The 21,253-nt window shown below is 73.4% G+C and carries 17 protein-coding genes; 11 read left to right on the plus strand and 6 right to left on the minus strand.

All coding sequences use genetic code 11. The features are described from left to right. Nucleotides 1–102: 102 nt before the first annotated feature. Nucleotides 103–1,221: an ADP-ribosylglycohydrolase family protein gene (locus tag ACZ44S_RS08940; RefSeq protein ID WP_466926671.1), complete on the minus strand. Its 1,119-nt coding sequence runs from the start codon at nt 1,219–1,221 to the stop codon at nt 103–105. Between the two features lie 237 nt (nt 1,222–1,458). Here ACZ44S_RS08940 and ACZ44S_RS08945 point away from each other — a divergent pair, with 237 nt between their 5' ends. From ACZ44S_RS08945 to ACZ44S_RS08955, 3 genes are read left to right on the plus strand one after another with little or no spacing between them, the layout of a single operon-like run. After that, on the plus strand, nt 1,459–2,052 hold the full coding sequence (locus ACZ44S_RS08945) for a helix-turn-helix domain-containing protein (RefSeq protein ID WP_466926122.1): 594 nt from the start codon (nt 1,459–1,461) through the stop codon (nt 2,050–2,052). A 33-nt stretch (nt 2,053–2,085) separates the two neighbouring features. After that, nucleotides 2,086–3,375 carry an MFS transporter gene (locus ACZ44S_RS08950; protein WP_466926125.1) on the plus strand — a complete coding sequence of 430 codons (1,290 nt, stop codon included), beginning with the start codon at nt 2,086–2,088 and terminating at the stop codon, nt 3,373–3,375. Nucleotides 3,376–3,402: 27 nt separating this feature from the next. After that, entirely contained in the window at nt 3,403–4,047 is a 645-nt protein-coding gene (locus tag ACZ44S_RS08955) for an ATP-binding protein (RefSeq protein WP_466926127.1), read from the plus strand. 166 nt (nt 4,048–4,213) lie between these two features. Here ACZ44S_RS08955 and ACZ44S_RS08960 read toward each other — a convergent pair whose 3' ends face one another. From ACZ44S_RS08960 to ACZ44S_RS08970, 3 genes are all read right to left on the minus strand, one after another. Then, nucleotides 4,214–4,780, minus strand: coding sequence for a hypothetical protein (locus ACZ44S_RS08960; protein WP_466926129.1), 567 nt, complete (start codon nt 4,778–4,780; stop codon nt 4,214–4,216). Nucleotides 4,781–4,855: 75 nt separating this feature from the next. After that, on the minus strand, nt 4,856–7,444 hold the full coding sequence (locus ACZ44S_RS08965) for a bifunctional FO biosynthesis protein CofGH (protein WP_466926131.1): 2,589 nt from the start codon (nt 7,442–7,444) through the stop codon (nt 4,856–4,858). Nucleotides 7,445–7,468: 24 nt separating this feature from the next. After that, nucleotides 7,469–8,329, minus strand: a complete 861-nt coding sequence (locus ACZ44S_RS08970; RefSeq protein ID WP_466926134.1) for an LLM class F420-dependent oxidoreductase — start codon at nt 8,327–8,329, stop codon at nt 7,469–7,471. A 212-nt stretch (nt 8,330–8,541) separates the two neighbouring features. On the opposite strand from ACZ44S_RS08970, the gene ACZ44S_RS08975 reads away from it, so the two are divergent. The 4 genes from ACZ44S_RS08975 (at nt 8,542) to afsS (ending at nt 13,940) form a co-directional block, all read left to right on the plus strand. Then, nucleotides 8,542–10,053 (plus strand): CehA/McbA family metallohydrolase, encoded by a 1,512-nt coding sequence (locus tag ACZ44S_RS08975; protein ID WP_466926137.1) that lies wholly within the window; start codon nt 8,542–8,544, stop codon nt 10,051–10,053. A gap of 12 nt (nt 10,054–10,065) precedes the next feature. Next, the gene (locus ACZ44S_RS08980; protein ID WP_466926138.1) at nt 10,066–10,461 is read left to right on the plus strand and encodes a nitroreductase/quinone reductase family protein; all 396 of its coding nucleotides are present in this window, start codon (nt 10,066–10,068) and stop codon (nt 10,459–10,461) included. 127 nt (nt 10,462–10,588) lie between these two features. Continuing rightward, nucleotides 10,589–13,546: an SARP-family global regulator AfsR gene (gene afsR, locus ACZ44S_RS08985; protein WP_466926141.1), complete on the plus strand. Its 2,958-nt coding sequence runs from the start codon at nt 10,589–10,591 to the stop codon at nt 13,544–13,546. A 202-nt stretch (nt 13,547–13,748) separates the two neighbouring features. Continuing rightward, nucleotides 13,749–13,940: a regulatory protein AfsS gene (gene afsS, locus ACZ44S_RS08990; protein WP_466926144.1), complete on the plus strand. Its 192-nt coding sequence runs from the start codon at nt 13,749–13,751 to the stop codon at nt 13,938–13,940. 236 nt (nt 13,941–14,176) lie between these two features. On the opposite strand, the gene afsK is transcribed toward afsS, so the two are convergent. Then, a complete protein-coding gene (gene afsK / locus ACZ44S_RS08995) occupies nt 14,177–16,534 on the minus strand; it encodes a protein serine/threonine kinase AfsK (protein ID WP_466926146.1) in 2,358 nt (785 codons plus the stop codon). A 180-nt stretch (nt 16,535–16,714) separates the two neighbouring features. Further along, nucleotides 16,715–17,437, minus strand: coding sequence for an AfsK-binding protein KbpA (kbpA, locus tag ACZ44S_RS09000; protein ID WP_466926148.1), 723 nt, complete (start codon nt 17,435–17,437; stop codon nt 16,715–16,717). A 134-nt stretch (nt 17,438–17,571) separates the two neighbouring features. Here kbpA and ACZ44S_RS09005 point away from each other — a divergent pair, with 134 nt between their 5' ends. From ACZ44S_RS09005 to ACZ44S_RS09020, 4 genes are all read left to right on the plus strand, one after another. Beyond that, entirely contained in the window at nt 17,572–18,207 is a 636-nt protein-coding gene (locus ACZ44S_RS09005; RefSeq protein WP_466926673.1) for a TetR family transcriptional regulator, read from the plus strand. Between the two features lie 190 nt (nt 18,208–18,397). Continuing rightward, nucleotides 18,398–18,823 carry a pyridoxamine 5'-phosphate oxidase family protein gene (locus tag ACZ44S_RS09010; RefSeq protein ID WP_466926676.1) on the plus strand — a complete coding sequence of 142 codons (426 nt, stop codon included), beginning with the start codon at nt 18,398–18,400 and terminating at the stop codon, nt 18,821–18,823. 27 nt (nt 18,824–18,850) lie between these two features. Beyond that, a complete protein-coding gene (locus tag ACZ44S_RS09015; protein ID WP_466926151.1) occupies nt 18,851–19,516 on the plus strand; it encodes a pyridoxine/pyridoxamine 5'-phosphate oxidase in 666 nt (221 codons plus the stop codon). A gap of 501 nt (nt 19,517–20,017) precedes the next feature. After that, nucleotides 20,018–21,244: a flavin-containing monooxygenase gene (locus tag ACZ44S_RS09020; RefSeq protein ID WP_466926153.1), complete on the plus strand. Its 1,227-nt coding sequence runs from the start codon at nt 20,018–20,020 to the stop codon at nt 21,242–21,244. The last annotated feature ends 9 nt before the right edge of the window (nt 21,245–21,253 follow it).

Below are 21,253 nucleotides of genomic sequence, written 5' to 3' on the forward strand. Positions count from 1 at the left end.
CCGCGCCCCTAAGGGGCGCGGGGAACTGCGCGAATGGGGGTCTGGGGGCGCAGCCCCCAGGGACGGGACGGGAAGGGGCGGCGGGGGCGAAGGAAACCCGGCTCAGGCGCCGCGCGGGTACCGCGTCAGCCACGCCGGCGAAGAACCCGCCGGACCGTGCAGCGCGGGTCCCTGGGTCATCTCCATCGCGAAGTCGTCGGCGAGCTCCAGGATCGTGGGGCGGCCCTCCAGCTCGGCCAGCCAGGCGGGCGGGAGGGCGGTCTCGCCGTGCAGGGCGCCGAGCAGCCCGCCGGTCAGCGCACCGGCCGCCGCGCTGGGCCCGTCGTGGTTCACCGCCAGGCACAGCCCGTGCCGTACGTCCTCCCCCACCAGCGCGCAGTACACCGCGGCGGCGACCAGCCCCTCGGCGGTGGCCTTCCCGACCAGCTCCGTCACCCGTTCCGAAGTGGGCATCCCCTGCCGTACGGCGCCCAGCGCGTGCTGGAGCGCGTCCGACACCGGCTGGTGACCCGGCCGCGCGGCCAGCAGGGCGAGCGTGCGCTGCACCGCCGTGTCCACGCTCTCGCCGCGGGCCAGCGCGTGCACGATCACGGCGTACGCGCCCGCCGCGAGGCAGGCGACCGGATGGCCGTGGGTCTGGGCCGCGCACTCCACCGCGAGCTGCGCGACGAGCTGCGGCTCCCAGCCGACGAGCAGCCCGAAGGGCGCGGACCGGGCGGCGGCCTCCGGCCCGGCCTCACCGGGGTTCTTCGGCGCGTCCGGCGTCCCCATGGTCTCGTCGCCGAGCCCGAGCAGCAGTGTGCGCGCGGGGTCCCGGCGGGCGTACAGCCATTCCTCGCGCGCCAGCCAGCCGTCCTCCTTGCGCCGTTCGTCCGGGCCCCAGTCCCGCTGGGTGGTGGCCCAGCGCAGATACGCCCGGTGCAGATCGGTCGGCGGGTGCCAGGCACCGGTGTCGCGCCGCACCTGGGCTCGGATCAGCCCGTCCACGGAGAACAGGGTGAGCTGGGTGTGGTGGGTGACGGCGCCGCGCCGGCCGTATGCGGAGGCGAGGTCGGTGACGCCCTCCGCGCCGTGCGCCTCACGGATCCCGTCGACCGCCATGCCGTCCACGGGCGCGCCCAGCGCGTCCCCGACGGCCACCCCGAGCAGTGTGCCGCGCACCCGGCTGCGGAAGTCCTGCTGCTCACGGCGCCCCCACACGGGCCCGGCCGTACCAGCCACCATGACCTCCCGGGCGCCGTCCGTACGTACAACGCCCAGCACTGTAATCGAACGAGGACGGTCGGTTCAGGGGGCGGATCGGTATGCGGAATGTGACCCGATTGATCGGAAGCGGTCGGTATCAGTGGGTCGAGGAGCATCAGAACCTGATTGGGCGCACGGACGCGCGGGCGCCGGTCGGCGCCCACTTATGAAGCGAATATTGCGAAGTTTTCGCTTCAGACCTACGGTGAGGGCATGCGACCGAAGCACAGGCCCGAGCAGATCACCGACCTGTCACGGTTGAGGGCGGTCATGAATCCACTGCGGATGCAGCTGTACCGGCTGCTGTACGCGGCGGGCACCGCGACCGCTTCTCAGCTCGCCGAGCATGTCGACGAGACGCCGTCGCTGGTCAGCTACCACTTGCGCAAGCTGGCCGAGCACGGGTTCGTGAGCCAGGCCAGCGGCCAGGGCTCCGACGGCCGTGAGCGGTGGTGGCAGGTGGCATCCGAGGAGGGCTGGGGCTTCCGCGACTCGGACTTCGCGGACACACCCGAGGGCGCCGCCGTCGTCGGCGCGGTGACCCGAGGGATCTTCGACACCCGAGTCGCCCAGTACCGCACGTATCTCGACCAGAAGTCCGCCTGGGGGAAGGCGTGGACCGATGCGTCCTTCAGCTCCGAGTGGCTGCTCGACCTCACCCCGGCCGAACTCGCCGAGATGAGCGATGAACTCGAGGCGCTGGCCCGGCGCTGGCGGGAGCGCGGCAGGGCCGCCAAGGCGGCCGACGACACCGAGGGCCGCGAGCACGTGTCCGTGCACCTCTACGGCTTTCCCTTCCGGCCCTGACCCGGCCGCATCCACGACGTACTGGAGCCCACGATGGCCACCACCTCGGAGACAGCCCTGCCCGGACCCGCCTCCACACCGGCCCACCGCGACGGCAATGTGCTGCGCTGGCTCACCGCCTACACCGTCTCCCTCATGGGCGACAGCGTGTACTTCGTCGCCCTGGCCTGGTCCGCCCAGAAGGCCGCCGGTCCTACCGAAGTCGGCCTCGTGATGGCCGCCGGGGCGGTACCACGAGCGCTGCTGATGCTCGGTGGGGGTGTGGTGGCCGACCGGTTCGACCCCCGCCGGGTGATTCTCGGCAGCGACGCGCTGCGCTGTCTCCTCATCCTGGCGGTGGCCGCCGGTATCGCGCTGACGGCTCCGGCCTTGTGGATCCTGGTCGCGGTGGCGCTCGTCTTCGGCGCCGTGGACGCGCTGTTCGTACCCGCTGTCGGTGCTCTCCCGCCCCGGATCACCGCCCCTGACCAGCTGGCCCGGGTCACCGGCATGCGTTCGCTGTCGATGCGTCTCGGCCAGATCGCGGGCCCGCCGATCGGCGGCCTGGCCATGGGACTGGGCGGACCCGCGGCCGCCTTCACCGTCGCCGGACTGCTCATCGCCCTGTCCCTGCCCCTGCTGCTGACGCTACGGATACGGCCCCTCGGGGCGCCCGACGCGGTACGGCCGGAGCCCGGCAGCGCGCGGCAGGACCTGCTCGACGGCCTGCGCTACATCCGCCGCCACCGCCTCATCGGCCCGCTCGTCGTCGCCGGCGCCGTCTGCGAACTCGGCCTCACCGGCACCCTCAACGTCGGCATGGTGCTCCTCAACGCCGAGCGCGGCTGGGGCCCGGCCGGCTACGGCTGGATCGTCGGCGGCTTCGGTGCCGGTGCTGCGGCCGGCGCCGCGCTGCTGGCGATCGCCGGCTGGCTGCCCCGGGCCGGCCTGATGATGGCGGGGACGCTGCTCGTGGCCTGCGCGGGTGCGGCCACGATCGCCCTGGTGCCTGCCCTGTGGCTCGCCGTGGTGCTGGCCGCGGTCATCGGACTGTGTGCGGGAGTCTTCGGCGGTCTGGACAACGCCCTCATCCAGACGGCGGCGGACCCGGCCTGTCTCGGCCGGGTCACCTCCGTCGTCATGCTCACCATGGTCGGTCTCGCCCCCCTCAGCTATCCGCTGGTCGGTGCCGCCATCGGAGCCTGGGGCGCCGCCCCGGTGTTCGTCGCGTGCGGGGTCTTCGGCGGCCTGGGCGGGGCCATCGCCTTGGCCTCCGACGCGGTACGGCACGCCGAACTGCCCCGGCAGCGGCCCAAGGACCGGCCCGTGATCGCGGCCGCCTGAACGAGATCCCCGACGGATACTGGCCGGATGGATGGATCACGGGCTTCTTGGGTCAACACCACGCACGACTGGCACGGCACCGTGGACGCGGACCATCTCCGCCGGATCCGCCGGAAGCCCGCGGAGTTCGCTCCGGGCGGGCCGGGACACCTTGTTCTGGAGGTCATTGCCTATGCCGCTGACGAGGCGGCGAGCCGGGGCGGCGGACGCTGCGTGATCACGTTGCACACCGACGGCTCCGTGTCGGTGAAGGACGACGGCCGGGGCACCGACACCCGGACCGACGAGCACGGCCGGGTGGTGAAGAAGCCCGTCATGGCCACGAAGGACCTTCGGTTCTTCGATCTCCCGGAGACGCAACGGCTACCGGACGGACATCCGCGTCGCGGCATGTCCGTCGTCGCGGCGCTGAGCGAGTGGCTGATCCATACCAACCGCCGCATCAACGGATCCTGGACCCAGCGCTATGAGCACGGCGTCCCGGTCACCGATCTGGAGCCCAGCGAGACCGACGGGACCACCGGGACCTGCGTCCGCTTCCTGCCGGACCGGGCCCTGCGCCCGGGATGGTCCTTGACCACGGACGATCTGGCGCGGTGGTCCGAGCACTGGCCCGACCTGACTGTCGTCCTCGACGATCGGCGCGACCGCGTGGAGCGGGCGGGCCCATGACCGAGGGGCGTCACGACGGAATGCGCCGGTTGTCGTTCCGACGCTCCTCGGCCCCCTGTCAGCCGTCACGGCGAACTCCGTCGAAGTTCCCCCGCACGCAGAGGACATCGGCCTGCTCACGGCCCAGCATCCACGCGTAGGGGCCGCGAAGGTCTGAGGCGCCCGGTTACTCGACCACCCGTACCGTCGTGCCCGCCGTGGCGAAGGTCCACAGGGCCTTGCCGTCGGCCTTGGACACGCGGATTCCGCCGGTTTTCGCGTCCGGGGCCGGGGGCGGGGGCGAGGAGCCGTCGACCGCGTTGGAGAAGGCCACGGAGATGCCGGACTTCGCGGCGAAGTAGACGATGTGCTCCACCGGGACGCCGTCGCTGCCCGTCGTGGCCTCGGTGCGGGTGCCGATCGCGTAGCTGCCGGGGTCCGGGGAGACGGTGCCCGGCCAGACCACGAAGGAGCGGCGGGGCGCGTCGCTGGCGTCGACCAGCCAGACGCGCTTCTGCCCGAGGGAGTAGACGATCCGGCGGCCGGTGCCCGAGTCCGCGGGGACCGCCGCCGGCTTCTTCTCCTCCGGCCCGGCGGACGGCTTGGCGTCCGCCGTGGCCGACGCGCTCGGCCGGCTGGTGGCCGCGGTGGGCTTCGTCCCCTGGTCCGCCTGGACGGCCAGCGCCGCCACCACGGCTATCGCCCCCGTGGTCAGCCCGGTCACCCAGGCCCACGAAGGAAGACGGGCAGACACCGGTACGCATCTCCTCAGCTACGGGTCCCGAACGCGCGTCGGATCATCCTACCGCCGGCGTCGCCGGGGCCCGTCTCAGTCCAGGACCGGCAACAGCTCCGGCAGATGGCCGTCCGAGGCCTCCGCGGCACGGCGGCGTTCCTCCGGGACCTCGCCGTACAGCGTGGTGCGCGGCCTCGCCGGGCGGCCCGCCGCCTCCGCCACCGCTATCAGGTCCCTGACCGACTTGTAGGAGCCGTAGGACGAGCCCGCCATGCGCGAGATCGTCTCCTCCATCAGCGTGCCGCCCAGATCGTTCGCCCCGGAGCGGAGCATCTCCGCCGCGCCCTCCGCGCCCAGTTTCACCCAGCTCGTCTGGATGTTGGGGATCCAGGGGTGCAGCAGCAGCCTCGCCATCGCCGTGACCGCGCGGTTGTCGCGGACCGTCGGGCCCGGGCGGGCGATCCCGGCCAGGTAGACGGGGGCGTTGGTGTGCACGAAGGGCAGGGTCACGAACTCCGTGAAGCCGCCCGTCCGCCGCTGGATGTCCGCCAGGGTCCGCAGATGGCCCAGCCAGTGGCGCGGCTGGTCGACATGGCCGTACATCATCGTGGACGAGGAGCGGATGCCCAGCTCGTGGGCCGTGGTCACCACCTCGATCCAGGTGGCCGCCGGCAGTTTGCCCTTGGTCAGGATCCAGCGGACCTCGTCGTCGAGGATCTCCGCCGCCGTGCCGGGGATGGTGTCGAGCCCGGCCTCCTTCGCGGCCGTCAGCCACTCCCGGATCGACAGGCCGGTGCGGCTCGCGCCGTTCACCACCTCCATCGGGGAGAAGGCGTGCACATGCATGCCGGGGACGCGTTCCTTGACCGCCTTGGCGATGTCGAAGTACGCCGTCCCGGGCAGGTCCGGGTGGATCCCGCCCTGCATGCAGACCTCCACCGCGCCCACGTCCCAGGCCTGCTGGGCGCGGTCGGCGACCTGGTCGAGCGAGAGCGTGTAGGCGTCGGCGTCCGTGCGGCGCTGGGCGAAGGCGCAGAAACGGCAGCCGGTGTAGCAGACGTTGGTGAAGTTGATGTTGCGGGTGACGATGTACGTCACGTCGTCGCCCACCGCCGACCTGCGCACGTCGTCCGCCACCCGGCACAGCGCGTCCAGCGCCGGACCGTCGGCGTGCAGCAGCGCGAGCGCCTCCGCGTCGGTCAGCCGCGTCGGGTCGTCGGCCGCCGTGCGCAGGGCCTCGCGCACATCGGTGTCGATGCGCTCGGGGACCATGCCGGGGGCGGCGGCCTCGCGCAGGGCGTCCCAGTCGCCGTACACCTCGTCGAAGTCGTCGCGGCGGTCGGCGGTGCGTCCCTCGGTGTCGATGGTGCGGTGCAGGTCGGTGCGGCCGGCCGCGGTGAACGCCTCGTCCGGCTCCTGCCAGGGCAGCCCCTCGACAAGCGCGTCCGGGCGCGCGAGTCCGGTCTCCGGATCGGCGAGGGCGGCCACGTGCGGGCGCAGCCGCGGGTCCAGCCAGGGCTCGCCGCGCCGGACGAACTCCGGGTAGACGCAGAGGCGTTCGCGCAGCTCGAACCCGGCCGCCCGGGACCGCTCGGCCAGTTCCTCGATCTGCGGCCACGGGCGCTCGGGGTTGACGTGGTCGATGGTGAGCGGGGAGACGCCGCCCCAGTCGTCGATGCCGGCCGCGATCAGCCGCTCGTACTCGGAGTCGACCAGGTTGGGCGGGGCCTGGAGGCAGGCGGACGGGCCGAGGACGTGCCGGGCCACGGCGACCGTGGCGACCAGCTCGTCCAGCTCCGCGTCCGGCATGCCGCGCATCGCGGTGTCCGGCTTGGCGCGGAAGTTCTGGATGATCAGTTCCTGGATGCCGTGGTGGGCGCGGGCGATCTTCCGCAGCGCGAAGAGGGACTCGGCCCGCTCCTCGTACGTCTCGCCGATGCCGATGAGGATGCCGGAGGTGAAGGGCACCGAGGAGCGGCCCGCGTCCTCCAGGACCCGGAGCCGCACGGCCGGCTCCTTGTCCGGGGAGCCGTGGTGGGGGCCGCCGGGCTCGGACCACAGGCGGGTCGCGGTGGTCTCCAGCATCATGCCCATCGACGGCGCGACCGGCTTCAGGCGCTGGAAGTCCGTCCAGGTCATGACGCCCGGGTTGAGGTGCGGGAGGAGGCCGGTCTCCTCCAGGATGCGGATCGAGATCGCGCGGACGTAGGCGATCGTGTCGTCGTAGCCGTGCGCGTCGAGCCACTCGCGCGCCTCGGGCCAGCGGTCCTCGGGCTTGTCGCCCAGGGTGATGAGGGCTTCCTTGCAACCGAGGGCGGCACCCTTGCGGGCGATGTCCAGCACCTCGTCCGGCGACATGAACATCCCGTGCCCGGCCCGGCGCAGCTTGCCGGGCACGGTGACGAACGTGCAGTAGTGGCACTTGTCCCGGCACAGCCGGGTCAGCGGGACGAAGACGCTCTTCGAGTAGGTGATGACCCCGGGCCGGCCGGCCGCCTCCAGGCCCGCGTCCCGGACCCGGGCGGCCGACGCGGAGAGGTCCCGCAGGTGCTCACCGCGCGCCTGGAGCAGCACCGCCGCCTCGGCGGCGTCCAGGGAGACGCCGTCCCGGGCGCGTCTGAGGGCGCGGCGCAGGGAGTTCTCGGTCGGGCCGCCGGTTCCGGTGGTCGCGGAAGTCGTCATCCTTTGAGCATACGTTCGGGATGATCAGGACCCCTGGCCGTCCACGAACGGCTGGACGGCGTCCAGCGCCCGCAGCACCTCCGCCTCCCCCTCCGGGGGCAGCTGCACCACGACCTCCTCGATGCCCAGCTCCGCGAAGTGCGCCAGCTTCCCCGCGCTGGGCAGGACGGCGTACGGCACGACCTGGAGGGCGCCCGGGTCGCGGCCCGCGCCGGCCCAGGCGGTGCGCAGCAGGGGCAGCGACTCGGTCAGTCCCCGCCCGCCGATCGGCAGCCAGCCGTCGGCGTACTCGCAGATGTGCGCGAACAGCTTCGGCCCGGCCGCCCCGCCGACCAGTGTGCGCGGGCCGACCACCGGACCGCGCGGCTTCTGCACCGGCTTGGGGTGCGCGAAGCTCGCCCGTACACTCCCGAACTCGCCCTCGTACGCGGTCGGTTCCTCCGACCACAGCGCCCGCATCAGGCCCATCCGGTCACGCACCAGCTCGCGCCGGGTACGCCATGTGACCCCGTGGTCGGCGGCCTCCTCCACGTTCCAGCCGAACCCGAGGCCGAGCGTGAACCGTCCGCCGGAGAGGTGGTCCAGGGTCGCGACCTGCTTGGCCAGGTCGATCGGGTCGTGCTGCGCGGCGAGGGTGATGCCGGTGCCCAGCCCGAGCCGCTCGGTGACGGCAGCGGCCTGCCCGAGCGCGACGAAGGGGTCCAGCGTGCGGCCGTACTCCCGCGGCAGTTCCCCGCCCGCCGGGTACGGGCTGGTCCGCTCGACGGGGATGTGCGTGTGCTCGGGCAGGTACAGCCCGGCGAATCCCCGCTGCTCCAGCTCACGGGCGAGCCGGACGGGGGTGATCGTCTCGTCGGTGAGGAAGATCGTGACGGCGATGCGCATGGGCGGCCTTTCGTACGCGGACGACGCCCCATGCATACCCGGGCCGGCCCCTCCTGTCCATACCGACCGGTCGGCATTGGCCAGGCGCGCCACCCCGATATCTGCTGATTCCCTTCCCTTCCAAGGGAGTTCACTGCTCAATACAAAGGTTGCACCGCACCACCCCTGCACCACCCAAGCCCTGTCATCACCGACACCCTGGGAGCAGCAGCATGTGCGAGGAGCATCAGGCCGGAATCGGGCGGCGCGCCGTCTTCCTGACGGGCGCCGCCGCCGCGCTCACGTGGGGGAGCGTGAGCTTCGCATCCGCGGCGGAGGGCGGCCGCCGGCAGACGAGGACGGTGCGCGGGACCCTCTCCCCGGGCGCCCCCGACTTCGTGTACGTCCCGGTCGAGGTGCCGGACGGCGTCCGCGAGATCAAGGTCGCCTACACCTACGACCGGCCCACCGTGCCGGCCGGCACCACCGGAAACGCCCTCGACATCGGCATCTTCGACGAACGCGGCACCGAGCTCGGCGGCCGGGGCTTCAGGGGCTGGTCGGGCGGGGCGCGCACGGAGTTCTTCCTGCGCGCCGACGACGCCACCCCCGGCTACCTCCCCGGCCCGGTGCGCGAGGGCACCTGGCACATCGCGCTGGGCCCGTACACGGTGGCCCCGCAGGGACTGTCGTACGAGGTCACCGTGACGCTGACGTACGGGGAGCCGGGCCGGGCGGTGCGGCCCGTGTACCCGCCGGAGCGGGCGAAGGGGCGGGGGCGGGCCTGGTACCGGGGCGACTGCCATCTGCACTCCTGGTACTCCGACGGGCGCCGCACCCCCGCCGAGATCGCCGCGCTCGCCCGCGCGGCCGGCCTCGACTTCATCAACAGCAGCGAGCACAACACCCACTCCGCGCACGCCCATTGGGCCGACGCCGCCGGGGACGACCTGCTGGTGCTGCTCGGCGAGGAGGTCACCACCCGCAACGGGCACGTGGTGGCGATCGGCACGGACCCCGGCACCTTCGTCGACTGGCGCTACCGCGCCCGTGACAACCGCTTCGGCCGGTTCGCCCGCCACATCCGCCGCGCGGGCGGCCTGGTCGTCCCGGCGCACCCGCACGCCACCTGCATCGGCTGCACCTGGAAGTTCGGCTTCGGCGATGTGGACGCGGTGGAGGTGTGGAACGGCCCCTACACGCCCGACGACGAGGTGGCGCTGGCCGACTGGGACGGCATGCTCGTGGCGTCCGTGCGGGACGGGCGCGGCTGGATCCCGGCGATGGGCGGCAGCGACGCCCACCGCGACCCGGACGTCGTCGGCCGCCCGCAGACCGTCGTCCTCGCCGACGGCCTGACCCGCGAGGCGGTCCTGGACGGCATCCGCGCGGGCCGTTCCTACGTCGCCGAGTCCGCCGCCGTCTCGCTCGCCCTCACCGCGTCCGGCGGGCGCGGCGGGCACGCCGGCATCGGCGAGCGCCTGCGGGTGGACCAGGACACCCCGGTCACCGTCCGTCTGGAGGTCACCGGCGCCCCGCGCTGCACGGTCCGGCTGGTGACCGACCAGGGCGTACTGCACACCACCTCCCCGTTGCCGGTGTCGGGCGCCGGGGTGGTGGAGTGGCGGACCACACCGTCGTACGCCGCCTATGTGCGCGCCGAGTTGCGGCACGAGGCGGCCGCCGGGCCGCTGCCCGGAGCCCTGGCCGCCTTCACCAACCCGGTCTTCCTGGGCCGCCGGTAGGCTCGGCGCACCATGACTTCTCACGCCGAACGCAAGTACCGCGCCGCCACCGCCTTCCAGCGCCGGATCGGGAACCCGGTCCTGCGCCGGCTGCCGTTCCAGACCCTGCTCGAGACCACGGGACGGGTCTCCGGGCTCCCCCGGCCGACTCCGGTGGGCGGGCGGCGGGTCGGCGACTCGTTCTGGCTGGTGTCGGAGTTCGGCGAACGGTCGCAGTACGTGCGCAACATCAAGGCCGACCCCCGGGTGCGGGTGCGCATCCGGGGCCGCTGGCACACCGGGACCGCCCATCTGCTGCCCGACGACGGCCCCGTGGCCCGGCTGCGCACGCTGCCCCGCTTCAACAGCCTGGCCGTACGGGCCTTCGGGGCGGGGTTGCTGACGGTGCGGGTGGATCTGGACGGTTGAGGACGAAGATGTGTGGGCTCGGTGGGGGCCCGCCGCTCCCCGTGTGATCGGCGTCTCGCAGAGCTGACGCATTCGGTCAGGAGAAGGCAAACTGGCGTAGTTGCTCAGGATGCACAGGGGGGACGGCATGGACGGTGTACCGCGAGGGCCGGAGCAGCCGCGTCCTGGCTCCTCGGCGGAGCCGGGGGCGCTGCGTTTCGCCGTGCTCGGCCCGGTGCGCGCCTGGCGCGACGACGAGCCGGTCGCCACCGGCAGCCCCCAGCAACGCGCTCTGCTCGCCGCTCTGTTGCTCCGCGAGGGCCGTACGGCCACGGCGGCCGAGCTGATCGACGCCCTGTGGGGCGAGGAGCCGCCGTCGCAGGCGCTGGCGGCGGTGCGCACCTACGCCTCCCGGCTGCGGAAGGCACTGGATCCCGGGGTCCTGGTCAGCGAGTCCGGCGGCTACGCGGTGCGCGGGCTCGGCGACCGGGCGCTGGACCTGGCGGCGGCGCAGGAGCTGGCGGCGGAGGCGGAGAAGGCCCGCAACACCGGGGACCTGTGCCACGCGCGCGACGTGCTCAACCGCGCCCTGGCCCTCTGGGACGGCGAGACACTGGCGGCGGTGCCGGGCCCCTATGCGGAGGCCCAGCGGGTCCGCCTGGAGGAGTGGCGTCTCCAACTCCTGGAATCCCGCCTGGACATGGACCTCGAGCAGGGCTGCCACGCCGAGGCGGTCTCGGAGCTCACGGCGCTCACGGCCGCGCACCCGCTGCGTGAGCGCCTGCGCGAGCTGCTGATGCTCGCCCTCTACCGCAGCGGCCGCCAGGCGGAGGCCCTCGCGGTGTACGCGGACACCCGCCGCCTGCTCGCCGACGAACTGGGCGTGGACCCGCGCCCGGGACTCCAGGAACTCCAGCAGCGCATCCTGCGGGCCGACCCGGGCCTGGCGGAGCCGTCCGCCCCGATCGCGGAGCCGTCGGCGGCTCCCGTCCGCCCCGCCCAGCTCCCGGCGACGGTGCCGGACTTCACCGGCCGCGCGTCCTTCGTACGGGAGCTCAGCGACGTACTGGCGTCGGCGTCCGGCGACGAGGGCCGGGTGATGGCGGTGTCGGCGCTGGCCGGCATCGGCGGCGTCGGCAAGACGACCCTCGCGGTCCACGTGGCCCACCAGGCCCGCACGGCCTTCCCCGACGGCCAGCTCTACGTCGACCTCCAGGGCGCCGGTGCGCGGGCCGCGGAACCGGAGACGGTCCTGGGCTCCTTCCTGCGCGCCCTCGGCACGGCGGACTCGGCGATCCCGGACACCCTGGAGGAGCGGGCGGCCCTGTACCGCTCGGCCCTGGACGGCCGCAGGGTCCTGGTCCTGCTGGACAACGCGCGCGACGCGGCGCAGGTGCGCCCCCTGCTGCCCGGTACGGAGGGCTGCGCGGCGCTGGTGACCTCCCGGGTGCGGATGGTGGATCTGGCCGGGGCCCATCTGGTCGACCTGGACGTGATGTCGCCGGAGGAGGCACTGGCGCTCTTCACGAAGATCGTCGGCGAGGAGCGTGTCGCCGCGGAGCGCGAGGCGGCCCTGGACGTCGTGGCGGCGTGCGGTTTCCTGCCGCTGGCGATCCGCATCGCCGCGTCCCGCCTGGCGGCGAGGAGGACGTGGACGGTCTCGGTCCTGGCGGCCAAGCTCGCCGACGAACGCCGCCGTCTGGACGAACTCCAGGCGGGCGACCTGGCCGTCAAGGCCACGTTCGAGCTGGGCTACGGGCAGCTGGAGCCCGCCCAGGCCCGCGCCTTCCGCCTGCTGGGGCTCGCGGACGGCCCGGACATCTCCCTCGCCGCCGCGGCGGCGGTGCTGGACCTCCCTCCGGAGGACACGGAGGACCTGCTGGAGTCCCTGGTCGACACGTCCCTGCTGGAGTCGGCGGCGCCGGGCCGGTACCGCTTCCATGATCTGGTGCGGCTCTACGCGCGTGCGTGCGCCGAACGGGACGAACAGCCGCCGGCCGAGAGGGAGTCGGCGCTGTCCCGGTTGCTGGACTTCTATCTGGCGACGACGGCGGGGGTGTACGCGGTCGAGCGTCCGGGCGACCGGCTCATCGACGGCCTCGAACCGACCCGGTACGACGGACTGCGGTTCGGCGAACGGCAGGACGCCCTCGACTGGCTGTACTCGGAGGCCAACCCCCTTCTCTCCAGCGCACGGCAGGCCTGCTCGGGCAGCCGGCTGCGCCGTGGCATCGACCTGTTGTGGGCCGCCAAGGACCTGGGCGAATCGGGAGCCAACTCCAAGCAGTACGAATCCGCCGTGGTCGCCGCCGTGAAGGCGGCACAGGCGGCAGGGGACCGCAGGGCCGAAGGAAGAGCGCGTACGGCACTGATCAATGTGCACCTGGTCGCCGGCCGGTACGACGAGGCCGAGGAGGAGGCGAGCCGGGCCGTTGAGCTGGCACAGGCGGCCGGGGACTTCATCCCGCTCTACTGGGCCGGCAACGACCGCGGCATCATCGCGTTGATCCAGGGGCGCAACAGCGACGCGGAGGAACACCTCCTGGCGGCCATCGACGGCTCGCGGAGCGACGGCAACGCCCCCCTCGAGGCGAGCGCCCTGTGCAACCTCTCCCGCGTCCACCTGGCCATGGGCAACACCGCGCATGCCATACGGCTCGCGCAGGAGGGCATCCGCATCTACGACCGGCTGGGACTGACGCTCCGCCTCGCCAACGCCCGTTATGCCCTGGGGCTGGCCCACACCGCGGCCGGGCGGGCCACCGAGGCACTCACGGAACTCACCGAGGCGCTGCGGATCTTCCGGACGAACCGGCAGCGGCTCTGGGAGGGAACGACCCACTTCCGCATCGCCCAGGCCTACTTGGCCGCCCGGCTGCCCGCCAGTGCGGCTCAGCACGCCGAGCAGGCGCTCGCCGTCGGCTGCATCGGCGGCGACCGGATGCGGGCCAACGTCCTGACGACGCTGGGTGAGTCGCTCGACGCGCTGGCCCAGGTGGACCGTGCGCGGGCCTGCTGGCGTGAGGCCCTGGCCTTGTACGAGCAGACCGGCGCTGCGGAGGCCGACGGGGTACGGGCCCGGATCAGTCCGGCATCCGCGGCCTGAGCAGCCCCTTTCCAGGACGTTCAGCGAACGTTTATGGCTCCCTGCAAGGGTGTGCCCACCGATCCGTCGTGTCGGGGGGCAGACGGGTCGGCGGGGCTCTCCTCCTAGGGTGAGTCCCGCACCGTCCTCGTCCGGCGGCCCGCGGGGGAGTTGCCGGACGAGGACGACCCGAGACATCACTCGCACACGGGGAGAGGCCCACATGAGCGACGCCGAGAAGAAGCAGGACGAAGAGATCACCACGATGGACAACCACGCGCCCGCCCCGCCGGCGGACGGCGACATCCGCACGATGGACAACCACGCACCGGCCCCGCCGGCGGACGGCGACATCCGCACGATGGACAACCACGCACCGGCTCCGCCGGCCCTGGACCTCGACGGCGGCAAGTAGCCGTCCTTCCCGCACGGGGATCGGCCGCGACGGCTCGGAGGGGAAGCCGTCGCGGCCGACGTGTGTCCGGAGGCCGGCGGGCGCCGGCGAGCCTTATGTCATGAGCATGACACCATCTGGCGACCGTCGCGTACCCGGCGTAGCGTCTGCCCTGAGAGCGGTGACCGGGCCGCTCCCCACAGCGGCGGCCGCCGTCCGACGCCCCTTCCGTGCGACCGGCACGACGGCCGTCCCGCCTATGCGGTGCGGGCCGTGCCGGTTCCCTTCTCCGCGTCCAGCGCGTACACACAGCGGTCCTTGCTGCACGCGTACACCACGCCGTCCCGGACCACCGGGGAGCCGGTGATCTCGCCGCCGGTCGCCAGCTTCCATCTCAGGCGGCCGTCGTCGGCCTTCAGGGTGTACAGCAGGTGGTCGCTGGAGCCGAAGTGGATGCGGCCCTCGGCCACCGCGGGGGCGCCGACGATCTCGCCGCCGGACTGGAAGCGCCACTTGGGCGTGCCCGTCACCGCGTCCAGGGTGTACAGCCCCTTGCCACTGCCCACGTGGACGTGGCCGGCGGCGACCAGGACCGGTTCGATCGAGGCGCGGGACTCGGTGGCGATGCGCCAGCGGTCGCGGCCGTCGGTGGCGTCGAGGGCGTAGACCGTGCCGAGGTAGTCGGCGAGGTACACCCCGCCGCCGGTCACCGCGGGGCCCGGGACGAAGGTGGGCGGGCACAGGAAGACCGCCGGGGCCTCGAAGTGCCAGCGGACGTGCCCGGAGGCGGCCTCCAGGGCGAGGACGCGGGTGCCGGCGGAGACGTAGACGTATCCGTCGGGGGCGTGGGTGAGGCGGACCGGCACGCCGCCGCACGAGGCCGCGTCGCCGATGGGGTACGACCAGCGCTCGTCGCCGGTGCGGGCGTCCAGGGCCCGCAGCCGGGCGTCCTGCCAGACGTAGACGGTGCCGTCGTGGACGGACGGTCCGGCCTCCGGGGACTCGAAGTCGGTCTGGCAGCCGGTGACCTCCCACAGCTTCTGCCCGGTCGACGCCTCCCACGCCTGGACGCCGCCGCCGCGGGTGCCGGTGACGACGGTGCCGCGGTCGGCCTTGAGGGAGTACACCCAGGCGTCCGTGGACAGCCGCCACAGGTCGCCGCCCTCACGGGCGTCGAGGGCGAAGAGGGTGGGGCCGTCGGAGGCGTGGATACGGCCGTCGGCGACCGCCATCGACCAGGCGACGTCCCGGGTCTTGAAGCGGCGCCGCCCGGTGGCGACGTCCAGGGCGTGCACCTCGAAGGAGGTCACGTAGACGAGGTCGCCGTCGACGGCCGGGGTGCCCCAGACGTCGTTGGACATGCGGAAGCGCCACGGACGCCAGCCGCTGGGGTGCTCCGGCGCCGCGGCGGGCGCCGGTACGGCAGGGTCGGCGCCGTTGACGCCGGGGCGGGGCTTGGACCAGCTGGCGGCCAGGGCGGCCGCGGGCGGCGGTGCCTTGGCGGCGGCCGCGCGCGCGTCGGCGACGCGCGGGCCGGGGCCGATGGGGACCATGGCGCCGGCCAGCCGTACCGGGCCGGTGTCGGGGGCGCCCACCGGGACCGGCCCGGGCCTGGACGGGGGCGGCGGGACGACGGGGTCGTGCGGGGGCGGGGGCGGCACGTGGGGACGGGCGCCGCCGGCGCTGCGGCCGGACCCGTGCGCGGGCTTGGGCGCCGGGCGTCCGCCGCGGCGGGCCTCGATCAGGCTCACCGCCCGCTCGGGCAGCCAGGCCGACGCCGTACCGCTGTCGTCGGACCCGGAACCGAAGAGGTGCGGGGCGAGCTGGGCCTGGAGGTCGGCGGGGTTGGGCCGGGCCGTGGCCTCCATCTGCATACAGGCCTCGATGAGCGGACGCAGCTCCTCCGGGAGGCCGTCGAGGTCCGGGCCCTCACGCAGCAGCATGAAGACGGTCTCGACCGGGTTGGCGCCGTGGAAGGGCGGGTGGCCGGTGGCGGCGAAGACCAGCATCGAGCCGAGCGAGAAGACGTCGCTGGCACCGGTGACGCTGCGGGAGTCCTTGGCCTGCTCCGGGGACATGTAGGCGGGGGTGCCGACGGCGACGTTCGTCATCGTCAGACGGGTGTTCGAGACGCCGGACGCGATACCGAAGTCGATCACCCGGGGGCCGTCCTCGACGACGAGGACGTTGGAGGGCTTGAGGTCGCGGTGGACCAGTCCGGCGCCGTGGATCGACTGGAGCGCCTCCGCGACGCCCGCCGCGAGCCAGCGCACCGCCTGGGCCGGCAGCGGCCCGCACTCGTTCACTATCTCCTCGAGCGAGGGCGCGGGGACGTACGCGGTGGCCAGCCACGGCACGGCGGCGCGCGGGTCGGCGTCCACGACGGCCGCCGTGTAGAAACCGGAGACCGCGCGGGCCGCCTCCACCTCGCGCGTGAAGCGGACACGGAAGAGCTGGTCCTCGGCCAGTTCGGTCCGCACCGTCTTGATCGCCACCCGCCGGCCGGACGCCGAGCGCGCGAGATAGACCAGCCCCATGCCGCCGGCTCCCAGCCGCCCCAGCACCTCGAACGGCCCGATACGCCGCGGATCGTGCTGCGTCAGCTGATCCACCACTTGCCTGCCACCTCCCCGTACGCGTCGCGCCGCCACCTGTGCGCGACCGTAGTGCAGCGTCTCACCACCGCACCGCCGTGGCGGCACGCACCCCGATTCTTCCTGTCCGGCGCCCCGGTTGCGAACCGGCCGACAAATCGGGTGTCCAGGTTGACATACGAAACGAGGGGCGGAAATGGCTCAACGGCGCAGCAGCGCGAAGGACGCCCCCTGATTGTCGGTGACCACGGCCGCCGTGCCGTAGGACGTCTCGAAGGGCGGAACCTGCACCCTCCCGCCGAGCCGGGCCACCTCCGCCAGACCGGCCTGAAGGTCCTCGACGGCGAAGTGGACGAGGAAGTGGGGCGGCATCTCGGCGGCGAAGACGTCGGACACCGGCGCCCGGCCGAAGTCGGGGTCCGCGTCCGGGCCGAACAGGGCGTCGTGGAAGAGGTCGCCGTAGAAGGTGTTCGCGGTCTCCGTGTCCCGGGTGTAGAGCTGCACCCAGGTGAAGGTGCCCGGCTCGTGCCGGCGGCCGAAGCCGGGGGTCCGCGCCCCCTGCCACAGGGCGAACACGGCGCCCTCGGGGTCGGTGACCAGCGCCGTGAGGCCCAGGTCGCCGAAGGGCAGTGGCGGGGAGACGACCTGCCCGCCGCCCGCGCGGATCCGCCCGCACAGCGCCTCGGCGTCCGGGGTGGCGAAGGACACCGTCCACACCGTGGGCAGCCGGCCGTCCGTCTTGTGCGCCAGGGAGGCGACGGGATCCCCGTCCTTCAGCGCCCGCACGCCGCCCTGCGGCTGATCCTCGAAGGTCCACCCGAAGAGCTCACCGTAGAACCGCTTGCCCGCCGCCACGTCGGGAAGCTGCGCGTCCACCCAGCACGGGGTGCCCTCCGAGTACTCCGATGCCCTGTTTTCGGCCATGCCGCCAAACTAACGGCGCCGGCCGCACCCCGCAGACCAGGCACACCAGCGTTCCCGCACCCGCGCACCCCATTTGCAGTCGGCCGAATCGCGCTCGGATCACCCGTCGGTAAGCTGACGGCATGACAGGACAAGTGCGTACCGTCGACGGCCGCGTGGCCGGCCGGCGTGGGCAGGCGACCCGGCAGAAGCTGCTCGACTGCCTCAGCGAGATGCTCAGCTCCTCCCCCTACCGGGATGTCAAAGTCATCGATGTGGCCCGCCGCGCGGGGACTTCGCCGGCGACCTTCTACCAGTACTTCCCGGACGTCGAGGGCGCCGTTCTGGAGCTCGCCGAGGAAATGGCGGCCGAGAGCGGCGGGTTGACGGAACTGGTGGAGGGCCGCTCCTGGGCCGGGCGGGCCGGCTGGCAGACCGCCCAGGAACTCGTCGACGGCTTCCTGGAGTTCTGGCGGCGCCACGACGCGATCCTGCGGGTCGTGGACCTCGGCGCGGCCGAGGGCGACAAGCGTTTCTACAAGATCCGCATGAAGGTCCTGAACTCGGTGAACACCTCACTGGCCGACTCCGTCGCCGAGTTGCAGGCCAAGGGACGGATCGACAAGGACGTGAACCCCGGCGCGATCGCGGGCTCCCTGGTCGCCATGCTCGCGGCCGTCGCCTCACACCAGAAAGGTTTCTCCTCCTGGGGCGTGAAGCAGGCGGAGCTCAAACCCAACCTGGCGCTGTTGGTGCACCTGGGGGTCACCGGCAGAAAGCCGACGAAGTAGCCGGCCGACGGCGCACACGTCCCGCGCGCACCCGCGATTCCTGTCATACGGGCGGCGGCCCACTCGGTGGACCGCCGCCCGTCGCGTCGCCCGGGACGTGCGGAGGAACATGCCGCCGCCCGGCCGGTGTTGGAGTCGGCGGAAGCGCATGCCCGAGCACCCGACGCAGACGTCGCAGGAGGAACCCGCCATGGCCCTGAACCGCGAAGAGCGTGAGGCCTTCCTGGCCGAACCCCATGTCGCCGCGCTCGCGGTGGACGCGGGGGACGGCCGCGCCCCGCTCACCGTGCCGATCTGGTACCAGTACGCGCCCGGCGGCGACGTGTGGATCATCACCGGCCTCGACTCGCGCAAGAACCGGCTGATCGGCGCGGCGGGACGGTTCTCGCTCCTGGTGGACCGCCTCGAACCCACGATCCGCTACGTCTCCGTCGAGGGCCCGGTGATCGACACCACCCCGGCCACGATCGAGCTGCTCCGGGAGATCTCCGCCCGCTATCTGCCGGCCGACAAGGTCGAGGGGTACGTCGACTTCGCCTGGAAGAACCACGGCGAGCAGGTCATCGTGCGGATGCGGCCCGAGCGGTGGGTGTCCTCGGACCTCGGGTCGATCTGACCGGGCCGGACGCACGACAATCGCGGCATGGAACCCGATCTCCACGAGCTGCTGAGGTCCCTGCGGGTGTGGGACCCGGCGGTCACCGACCTGCCGCCCCTCGATCCGGACGCCGCGCCCGCCGCGCCGCTGCCGCTGTTCGCCCGGTGGCTGGCGGAGGCGGCGGTGGCCGGGCAGGCCGAGCCGCACACCATGTCGCTGGCAACGGCGGACGCGGAGGGCCTGCCGGACGTGCGGATCGTGATGCTGCGCGGCGCGGACGAGAAGGGCTGGTCCTTCGCGACCCACGCGCACAGCCGCAAGGGCGGCCACCTCGCCGGCCGCCCGTACGCCGCGCTGGCCTTCTACTGGCCGGTGCTGGGCCGCCAGGTACGTGTGCGCGGGCCCGTCGGCGTCGCCCCGGCCGAGGAGGCCCAGGCGGACCTGCACGCCCGCTCCACCGGGGCGCTGGCCGCCGCCCTGACCGGCCGGCAGAGCGAGGTCCTCGCCTCGCCGGAGGAACTGGCCCACGCCTCGGAAGCCGCCTGGCAGCAGGCCCGCGGCGCGCCGGATACCCCGGCCCCGTCCTGGACCATGTACCGCCTCCGCCCGGACGAGGTGGAGTTCTTCCAGGGCGACCCCGACCGCCGCCACATCCGCCTGCGCTACCGGCGGGAGGCGGAGGCCTGGACGAGGGACCTGCTGTGGCCCTGAGCCCGGGACCACCCCGGAGCCCCGGGGACGCCCGAGGGCGGAGCCCTTGGAAGGAGCCACCTCCCAACCCACCGAGCCGGGTGGCGGGCGGACACAAGCCCCGGGGGTCCGGGGGGCAGAGCCCCCCGGAGACGCCCACCTCTCGACCCACCCGAGCCAGGTCATGGGCGGACACAGACCGAAGGCCCGGGACGAAGCCCCTGAAAGACGCCCGCCTCCCAACCCACCGAGCCGGGTGGCGGGCGGACACAAGCCCCGGGGGTCCGGGGGGCAGAGCGCCCAGGAGACGCCCACCTCTCACCCCACCGAGTCGGGTGGTGGGTGGGCAAGGGCCGGGGGTCCGGGGCGGAGCCTCCGGGGGGAGACGTCGGCGCACGGCGCGTCTCACGCCGCCCCCCGCCGCACATGCAAGCGCGCGATTCCCACAGGCGTGATCGATCCGCAACCAATTCCGGTCTTGACCGATACCCATCAACCAGGTGCCGGATTACGCTCGCGCTCATGACCGACGTCTCCGACCCGTCCGACGCCCCCGGATCCTCCGCATCCGCGCAGCCCACCGCACCGACCCCGGCGGACCGCCCCGTCTACGTCATCGGCGGCGGACCGGGCGGACTGGCCGCCGCACACGCCCTGCGCGCGCGGGGAATACGGGCCGTCGTCCTGGAACGGTCCGACCACGTCGGCGACTCCTGGCGGCGCCACTACGACCGGCTGCGCCTGCACACCACCCGGCGGATGTCCGCCCTGCCCGGGCTCCCGATGCCGCGCCGGTTCGGGCGGTGGGTGGCCCGGGACGACGTGGTCCGGTACCTGGAGAAGTACGCCGAGCACCACCGTCTGGAGATCGTCACCGGTGTCGAGGTCTCCCGGATCGAGCGCGCCCCCGACCACAGGGGCTGGCTGCTGCACGCCACCGGGGGCCGGGAGCTGACCGGCGCGGCGGTCGTCGTCGCCACGGGCTACAACCACACCCCGCGCGTCCCCGACTGGCCCGGACGGGACACGTACACCGGTGAGTTCCTGCACGCGTCCGCCTACCGCGAGCCGAAGCCCTACGCCGGCCGGGACGTGCTCGTCGTGGGCGTCGGCAACACGGGTGCCGAGATCGCCGTGGACCTCGTGGAGGGCGGCGCCTCGCGCGTACGGCTGGCGGTGCGCACCCCGCCGCACATCGTGCGCCGCTCGACCGCGGGGTGGCCCGCGCAGTACTCGGGGATCCTGGTGCGGCGGCTGCCGGTCGGTCTCGTCGACCGGCTGTCCCGGGTCCAGGCGCGGGTGGCGCTGCCGGACCTGTCGGCGCAGGGTCTGCCCCGGCCCGACGCGGGTCTCTACACCCGGGTGCGGGAGGGGGCCATCCCCGTGCAGGACGTCGGTCTGATCGACGCCGTACGCAAGGGGACGGTCGAGGTCGTCGCGGCGGTGGAGGGGTTCGAGGAGGGGCGGGTCGTCCTGGCGGACGGTGAGCGCATCGCTCCGGAGGTGGTCGTCGCGGCCACGGGTTACACGCGAGGGCTGGAGAAGCTGGTCGGCGGACTCGACGTCCTCGACGAGCGCGGCAGACCCGTGGTCCACGGCCCCCGTACCGCGCCCCATGCTCCGGGCCTGCACTTCACGGGGTACACGAACCCGATCAGCGGCAACCTCCGTGAACTGGCCCTGGACGCACAGCGCATGGCGAAGGCGATCGCCCGCACGGGAGAGGCCTCCCGCCTCCCCCGGATGTGAGCGCGACCG

Source organism: Streptomyces malachitofuscus, from assembly GCF_055571035.1.